The organism is Asanoa sp. NPDC050611 (genome assembly GCF_040654855.1).
Classification (GTDB): Bacteria; Actinomycetota; Actinomycetes; order Mycobacteriales; family Micromonosporaceae; genus Asanoa.
Window position 1 is genome coordinate 1 of record NZ_JBFAIU010000353.1, and the last position, 7,770, is coordinate 7,770.

Consider the following 7,770-nt stretch of genomic DNA (forward strand, 5'->3'; position numbering starts at 1 on the left):
GGCCTGGGCCTGCCGGCCACGGACAGCCTGGTGATCTCGCAGGTGGTGCTGTCGTTCGGCATCCCGTTCGCGCTGGTGCCGCTGCTCATGCTGACAGCACCACGCCGACCAGCGCGGCGACGACGGCCGGGTAGTAGCCGGCCAGCAGCTCGCCCTCCAGCCGCGGGAAAGCGCCGAACAGGATGCCGAGGGCGGCGACCAGCCAGACCTCGTTGCCGAGGAAGAACGGGCCGACGGCGGTGAGCGCGGCCCGACGTTCGGCGTCGCCGCCGGCGGCGGAGAGCAGCAGGCCGACGCCGTAGTCGTAGCCGCCGAGCACCAGGTAGGTGGTGAAGAAGAGGCCGAGGAGGGCGAACCAGGCGAGTTCCATCGCGGACTCCTTATCGGGCCAGGACCGGCTCGGGCCGGCGCTCGTCGTCGTTGGTCACGTCGGCCAGCGACCGGCCGAGCGCGGGATCGGCGGTGCCGCGGGCGGCCCGCTTGGCGATCAGCACCCAGTTGGTGATGGCCAGGGCCAGCAGCAGCGCGGTGAAGCCGAGGAACGACGCCAGCATCACGCCGCCGCTGACGGGGCTGACGGCGTCCTCGACCTTGAGGAGGCCGTACGCCGCCCAGGGTTGCCGGCCGCCCTCGCGGGTGAGCCAGCCGAGGATCGCGGCGAGGAACGGCAGGGGCAGGGCGAGGCCGACGATGACCAGCGGGAACTTCAGCCGCACGATCCAGTCGCGGTAGAACAGCGGCAGCATGACGAACGCCCAGGCCAGCGTGAAGCCGATCAGGATCATGAAACCCAGGCTGGCGGCGGCGTACGGCGGCGGCAGGTAGTCGCCGGGCCCGAACCGGGCCGTGAAGTCCGCGACGGCCTGCGCCTTGGCCGCGTCGTCGCCGAACTTGGTCGGCTGCACGTCCCCGACGGCCCCGAACTGGGCGAAGCCGAAGCCCAGCAGCGGCACGCCCGCGATGGTCACGGTCACGAGGCCGATCCACAGCGACTTGCGCAGCAACTCGTAGTCGGGGCTGCGGCGCAGCATCAGCCAGGCGCTGATGCCGGCGAGCACCATGCCACCGGTCAGCAGGGCGGCGGAGACCACGTGGCCGAGCGCCATCGTGAACGTCGGGTTGGTCAGCAGGGCGGTGAAGTCGGTCAGGTAGGCGATCCCGTCCCGGACCTCGTAGCCGACCGGGTGCTGCAGCCAGGCGTTGGCGGCCATGATGAAGAACGCCGAGACGTACGCCGTGATCGCGACGCCGTAGAGCAGGGCCAGGTGGACCCCGCGGCGCAGCCGGTGCCAGCCGAAGGTCCACATGCCGAGCAGCGTCGACTCGAGGAAGAACGCGAGCAGGGTCTCCAGCGCGATCGGCGCTCCGAACACGTTGCCGATGTAGCGGGACAGGCCGCTCCAGTTCAGGCCGAACTGGAACTCCATCACGATGCCGGTCGCGATGCCGAGCACGTAGTTGATCAGGTAGATCGTGCCCCAGAAGCGGACCATGCGCTCGTAGACGGGCTTGCGGGTGATGAACGCGGCGGTCTGCAGGTAGACCAGCAGGGTCACCAGCCCGAGCGTCACGAGGACGAACAGGAAGTGGATCGACGTGGTGGTGGCGAACTGCAGGCGGGCGAGCGGCAAGGGGTCCATGACCAAGCCCCTCCGAGGGGATAGTGAGGTTCGCTTGTTGTAGCGACTCTACACGTAGCTTCCCTACCTATAAGTCCTACGACTCGTAGTAGTCATGGACATGACTCTACTACAGGCTGTCGTAATTCAGGTTCCCCCGGGTTCAGGAGATGAAGAGCGCGATCGGCAACGTGGCCAGCCCGCTGCTGACGACCAGGGCGGCGACGGCCGCGAGCGGGGTAGGTCCGAGCGGTGCGCGCAGGCGCCGCACCCGGGCGACGATGTCGTGGTCGGCGGCCCCGAGCATGCCCGCGGGCGTCGCGTGCGACGGCGCGGTCGCGAACCGCGCGAGCGCGGCGGCCAGCGACGCGTCGGTGTGCTGGCGGCGGGCCCGGTCGTCGGCCCGCATCTCGACCAGCAAGGCGACGGCGGCCATCGCCCGGACGACCCAGCTCACCCCGGGCAGGGCGCGGACCAGCGCGGTGAACGGCAGCAGCACGAGGTCGTGCCGCTCCTTGGCGTGCGCCTCCTCGTGACTGAGCACGGCGGCCAGCTCGTCGCGCGGCAACAGGCTGAGCGCGCCGACGCTGATCACCACGCGCGGGCGCAGGCCCGGCACGCAGTACGCGGCGGCGCTCGGGTGGTCCAGCACCAGGGCACCCGGCGCGGCCGGGTCGGCCCGACCGACCAGGGCGAGCAGCTCACGCTGGCGCTGCCGAGCCTTGGCGGCGTGGCGGAGGCTCGCGCCGGTCGACCAGAACAGCACGACGCCGATGCCGAGGCCGACGCTGATCAGCGCGAGGTGCCCGACGCCCAGCTCGGCGGGGAGGCGGCCGCCCGCCAGGTCCTCGGCGAGGATGCGGAACGCCGTGCCCGGCGGCTCGTCGTAGGGCGCGAGACCGATGGAGATCGGGATGCCGATGGCGGACAGGCCGACCGCGAGTCCGATGCCCTGCCAGCAGAGGATCGCGATGGTGGGGCAGCTGGCCGGCCAACGGGACCGGAGCATCACCAGGGCGACGAGATAACAGCCCAGCACCGCCGCGCCGAAGTGTGCGGTGTAGAGCATCGGTCAGCCCTTGTCTTTGTCCAGGGCGGCGCGCAGCACGTCGGCCTCGTCGCCGGTCACCGACCGGGCGAACCGCACGAGGGCCGCGTCGCGCTCACCGGAAAGGTCAAGGGCGTCGAGCATGAGCTGCGCGATGTACGCGTCGCGGCCGGCCACGGGCTGGTAGCTCCAGGCTCGGCCCGTGCGCTCGCGCTCGACCATGCCCTTGCCGGCGAGCCGGTCGAGCACGGTCATCACGGTGGTGTAGGCCAGGTCACGCCCGTCGAGGGCGTCGACGACTTCGCGGACCGTGGCCGGCGCGGACCGATCCCAGAGGACGTCCATCACCGCCCGCTCGAGATCTCCCAGCCGTGTCACGCCTCGATCCTACCCGGTGTAGTAGGTCGTCTCCGGCGCAGGGCCGCGGCGATCGCCGCCACGGCGCCGGCGGCGGCCGCGATGGCCGGGAGGTTGGTCGGGATGCCGAGATAGACCGTGATGCCGAGGATCCGGGACAGGCCCCAGGGTAGGAGCGCCAGCTGGTCGTTCCAGGTCGTGAGGGCGTCTTCGAGGCCGATGGCGGCGACGGCGGCGGCCAGGATCGCGAGGGTCGTGCCGGCGGCGATGATCGTTCTGCGGGTGCCGTAGGCCATCCCGGTGGCGACGAACAGCCAGCCGAAGGCGGCGAACGCGACCGTGATGTAGAGGGCGCGGGCGGTCGGCGCGGTCCAGAAGCCGAGCCAGTAGTGACCCGGGCCACGGACCGCCAGGACGGCGAGCACGAGGGCGCTGCGCAGCAGGGCGACGCCGCCGATGACCGCCCAGGGTGGTTGCCGGGTCAGCAGGCGCACGGCGAGCGCGAAGAGCAACCAGGCGGAGAGGACCAGGCCGACGTGGGCCGGCGAGGCGAACCAGGTGTACGCGAGGCGGCTGGCGACCAGGGCGATGGCGGGGATGGCGATGAGCGCGTACGTGTTCGCGCGTGTCGTCGACGCGCGCCACGGGCGGGTGGCGCCCAGCCAGAGAGCGCGGCAGGTGGGGAAGCGGCTGGTGGCGCCGAGCAGGAACACGAGCAGGATGCCGGCGAGGAGGGCCCGGGCCAGCCAGGCCATCGCCGGGTCGCGGTCGGCGCGGTCGACGCCGAGGTCGGCGGCGGTGAAGTTGTAGGCAGGCAGGTCGAGCCGTCCGGCGTACCGCTGGAGGTGCCTCGTCCTGGCCTTCCGGTATTCGGCGCGGGCCTGCCGCCACTGGTCCTGCGCTGTCTCGCTGCCGGTGTCGAGCCATTGGGCGTGGCGCAGGACGGTCGCTCGGTAGGCGGCCAGGGTCGCGAAGAGGTCGACCTGGTAGTCGAGGGCGTCGGTCAGCCGCTGTTTCCCCGCGGGGTCGTGCCAGGTCGTCGGGTCCGTGGCCGCGACGAGGTCGCGCATCTCGGTGGCCAGCGTCGTGGCCCGTTGTCCGTCGGCGATCGCCTCGTCGAGCCGGTCCTTGCTGACCGCGTAGATGCTGTCGATCGCGGCGGAGTCCCCGGTGACGATGTCCCATTCGAAGATCCACATCATCGGCGGCGGTTCGAGGCCGAGGGCTTTCACGCTCTTGTCCGCGTACGGCCCGATGTAGAGCCCGGTGTTGATCGCCGCGCGGCTCCGGCCGAACATCTCCGCGATCCGGTTCGCGGTATTGGCGTCGGTGCTGAAGGTCTGGTTGATCCAGTCGCGGGTGATCTCGTCGGCCGGTGTCTCGGGGCGCCAGGCGAGCCGGGCGGCCGCGTAGGTGTTGAGATCGTAGAGCTGCCAGAACCCCTCCCTGAGGTAGAGGGACATCGGGCCGGCGCGCAGCGGACCGCCGTCCTGCGTCCAGGTCCAGATGCCCTCGACGTGCGGGTTCTGGCTCAGGAAGGCCCGCAACGCCTGCTGGTGCAGCGCGGTGAGGTCGTTGGGCAGGGCGCCGAACCCCTCGAACTCGCGGCGCGACTGGAACTCGACGATGCGTCTCTGTCCGCCGGTGGCGAGGGTCGGGTTGAGCGGAAGGTGGCTGTAGAAGTCGCCGGCGGTGTACTTGGTCGAGACGATCAGGTGCGGATCCGCGATGCCGCCGAGCACCTCGTCGTAGGAGGCGGGGTTGGTGTGGAGGTCACCGACGGCGCCGACGCCGACGGTCCAGCTGCGGAAGATGATGTCGCGGCCGCCCTTGCCGGCGGTCGTCAGCAGGGCGCTCAGCATGGCCCGCACCGCCGCGGGCGTCGTGACCGCGAGCCGGGACTCGTAGTCCCAGCCCTGCTGCTTGTAGACGGCGCCGCCTTCGCCGACCCGGATCATCAGACCGCTGGCGTACGGCATGCGCGCGAAGAGCTCCTCGAGGCCCTGTTGGTAGGTCGCCCAGAGGTCGGGGTCGGCGGTGTCGAGGCCGCCGGTGGTGCGCCGCAGATAGCGCTCGAGCTGCGGGGAGAGGGCGAGCATGTCGGTGAGGAAGAAGACCTTCATGCCGCTGTCGGCGGCGTACGCGAAAATCGGTGCGAACGCGTCGACGAGTGCCTGCGTCTGTCCGATGTGGTCCGCGTCGTAGACGCCCAGGTTCTGGAACGTGACGTATTCGAGGAAGCCGGGGATGACGATGCCGTTGTAGCCCTGGCTGAGCGAGTGGTCGACGAACTGCCTGAACTGTTCTGCGATCCGCAGTGCGGCGGCGGCGTCGACCCACGGGGCCTGGGGCAGCAGGGCCTCGCCGACGATGTCCGTGTTGAGCGAGTAGTCGGTGCCCGCGCGGAAGGCCGCGGGGTCGGGCTCGCGCCCGACCGAACCGGCATCGGTGAGCCGCAGCCCGAGGCGGGGCGCGCTGACCTCGCTCGCGGGAATGGCGGCGCCGGACCGGATCCGGTCGGCGAGCGCGTAGAGGCCGTTCGCGACGCCGGCCGTCGAAGCCCCCTCGATGCTGATGCCGTCCGGCCCGGCACTGAGCCGGTACCGCTCGGGTTCGGTGTTGCCGGGCAGCGTGGTGATGCGGGCCGTGAGCTGCGCCCGTTCCTCGCCGTGGGTGACCGTTGGGCGGGGGCGGCCGCGTTGGGCCAGGGCGTCGGCGACCACTTCGGCGGCGCGGCTCAGGGTCCGGTCGTCAGGAACGGCGATGGTCGCGATGTCCGGCGCGGGCTGGACGGGCCGCGGCCGGCTGGTGCCGGTGGACCGTTCGTCGGGCACGTCGGCCGCGACGTGGCTGAGCCCCAGCGCGCCGTCGACCCCGTAGGCGACGGCCGCGCCGGCGGCGAGCAGGAGGACGAGCGCGACCGCTGTCGTCCGCCTCTTCGGCCCCTTCACGCGGGTCATCGTACGAACGAAGATCGGTCCGGCTCCAGAGTTGATCTTCCGGGGATATGCTCCGTCCGCGCCGGCGCCGTGGGGTTGCCGGCCACGGGGAGGTTGATGCGCGTGAACGCGCGGAAATCGCTGGCCGCTGCCCTCGGGGCCGTGGTCGGTGCGGGCCTGCTGGGCGCGCTGGCCACGCCGGCGCAGGCCTACGGGATACAGACGGTCAGCTCGACCGGCTGGGCTTACACGGACTCGCAGCTGCCCGACAGCTCGTTCGTCGACCCGGCCGGTGACGCGCCGATCGGGTCGTGGGCGGACGCCGCCGGGAAGCGGCACAAGTCGCGGTCCTACTTCACGATCGACGTCTCGACGTTCGCCGGGAAGGCGGTGCACGAGGCCGACCTGGTGCTCTGGGAGCGGTCGGCGGCGGACTGCGCGCAGGCGCAGCCGGTCGAGCTGTGGCGCACCGATCCGGTCACCGCGACGACGAGTTGGAACCACGCGCCGAAGCAGCGGGAGCTGCTCGCCACCGTGCAGGCCGGCGGCGCCGGACAGAGCTGCCCTGGGCCGCTGGAGTGGGACGTCGCGCCGGCGCTCCAGAAGCTGGCCGCGCGGGGCGAGCGGACGCTCACGGTCGAGGTGCGGGTGCCGCGGGGCGTCGAAGGTGACCTCACGCACGGCCGCAAGCTGAAGACGCCCGCGGTCCTCGACACGATGACCAACACACCGCCGACCGTGGCGCGGACCGGGCTCGAGTATCCGAGCTGGGCCTGCGGCACCGCGCGCAAGCCGCAGCCGGTCGGGCCGCGGACGTACAACCTGATGGTCCAGATGTCTGATGTGGACAGCCCGGACCAGCTGAACGGGGAGTTCGCGGTCTGGCCCGTCGGGCACGAGGACCAGCGGGTCGAGCGCTCGGGCGCGCGGTTCGGCTCGCTGTCGAAGCTCGAGTGGGACATGTCGCAGCACCCGGACGGTACGGTGCTCGCCTGGACCGCGCGGGCGTTCGACGGGCACGACTACTCGGCGTGGGCCAAGCCCTGCTACGTCGTGGTCGACGCCTTCGCGCCGGCGGCGCCGGTGGTCGGCTCGGCGTTGTACCCGAACGACGGCGCCGCGCACGGCGGGCCGAACGTCACGGGGACGTTCACCTTCACGGGCGGCGCGGACGTCGTCGGCTACTACTGGGGCCAGCACGGCGAGGCCACGACCTTCGTTCCGGCGTCGAAGCCGGGCGCCGCGGTCAGCCTGCAGTACGCGCCCGGATCGTCGGGCTCCGACGCGCTCTACGTGCGGGCCGTCGACAGTGCGGACAACCGGTCACCGATCACGGAGTACGACTTCGAGGTGCGGTCGACGGCGCCGGACGTGCGGGTGACGATGGGCGGGGTCGGGCTGCCGAGCCGGCTGGACATCACGACGCGGTTCCCCGGGGTGACCGGGTTCGGTTACCGGATCGGGGCGGCGGACGAGGTGCGCGTCCCGGCGGTGGCCGGTGCCGCCTCCGTCGACGTGGTGTTCCCCGCGCCCGGTTGGGTGCCGGTCGAGGTGCGCGCGTACGCCGGGTCCGAGTTCCTGGGCGCGTACAAGGAGGATGTGAACGTCGTCGACAAGCCGCACGTCGAGTCGGCTGACTTCGGGGCCGGCCACGACGGGGTCTACGGGCAGCCGGGCACGTTCACCTTCCGGCCGGGCCGGGCGGGCGTGGTGGCGTACGCGGCAGCTTGCTCAGCAGCAACGCGTCGCGGTCGGCGGCGGCCGGCAGCCGGACGTTGCAGGCGATCTCGGTGCCGCCCGAGGTGAG

6 protein-coding genes are annotated in these 7,770 nt (G+C 71.8%); 1 reads left to right on the plus strand and 5 read right to left on the minus strand.

Annotation, left to right across the window (positions count from 1 at the left end; all coding sequences use genetic code 11):
• Positions 1-85 precede the first annotated feature (85 nt).
• From AB0H87_RS34615 to AB0H87_RS34635, 5 genes are all read right to left on the minus strand, one after another.
• Positions 86-370: a cytochrome d ubiquinol oxidase subunit II gene (locus tag AB0H87_RS34615; protein WP_360155541.1), complete on the minus strand. Its 285-nt coding sequence runs from the start codon at positions 368-370 to the stop codon at positions 86-88.
• Positions 371-380: 10 nt separating this feature from the next.
• On the minus strand, positions 381-1,640 hold the full coding sequence (locus AB0H87_RS34620) for a cytochrome ubiquinol oxidase subunit I (RefSeq protein ID WP_360155544.1): 1,260 nt from the start codon (positions 1,638-1,640) through the stop codon (positions 381-383).
• 142 nt (positions 1,641-1,782) lie between these two features.
• The gene (locus AB0H87_RS34625; protein ID WP_360155547.1) at positions 1,783-2,688 is read right to left on the minus strand and encodes a M56 family metallopeptidase; all 906 of its coding nucleotides are present in this window, start codon (positions 2,686-2,688) and stop codon (positions 1,783-1,785) included.
• Positions 2,689-2,691: 3 nt separating this feature from the next.
• Positions 2,692-3,045, minus strand: a complete 354-nt coding sequence (locus AB0H87_RS34630) for a BlaI/MecI/CopY family transcriptional regulator (RefSeq protein ID WP_360155550.1) — start codon at positions 3,043-3,045, stop codon at positions 2,692-2,694.
• A complete protein-coding gene (locus AB0H87_RS34635; RefSeq protein WP_360155553.1) occupies positions 3,042-5,975 on the minus strand; it encodes a glycoside hydrolase family 20 zincin-like fold domain-containing protein in 2,934 nt (977 codons plus the stop codon). Before AB0H87_RS34635 ends, AB0H87_RS34630 begins: the two co-directional genes overlap by 4 nt.
• Positions 5,976-6,086: 111 nt before the next feature.
• On the opposite strand from AB0H87_RS34635, the gene AB0H87_RS34640 reads away from it, so the two are divergent.
• Positions 6,087-7,769, plus strand: coding sequence for a hypothetical protein (locus AB0H87_RS34640; protein ID WP_360155556.1), 1,683 nt, complete (start codon positions 6,087-6,089; stop codon positions 7,767-7,769).
• Position 7,770 lies beyond the last annotated feature (1 nt).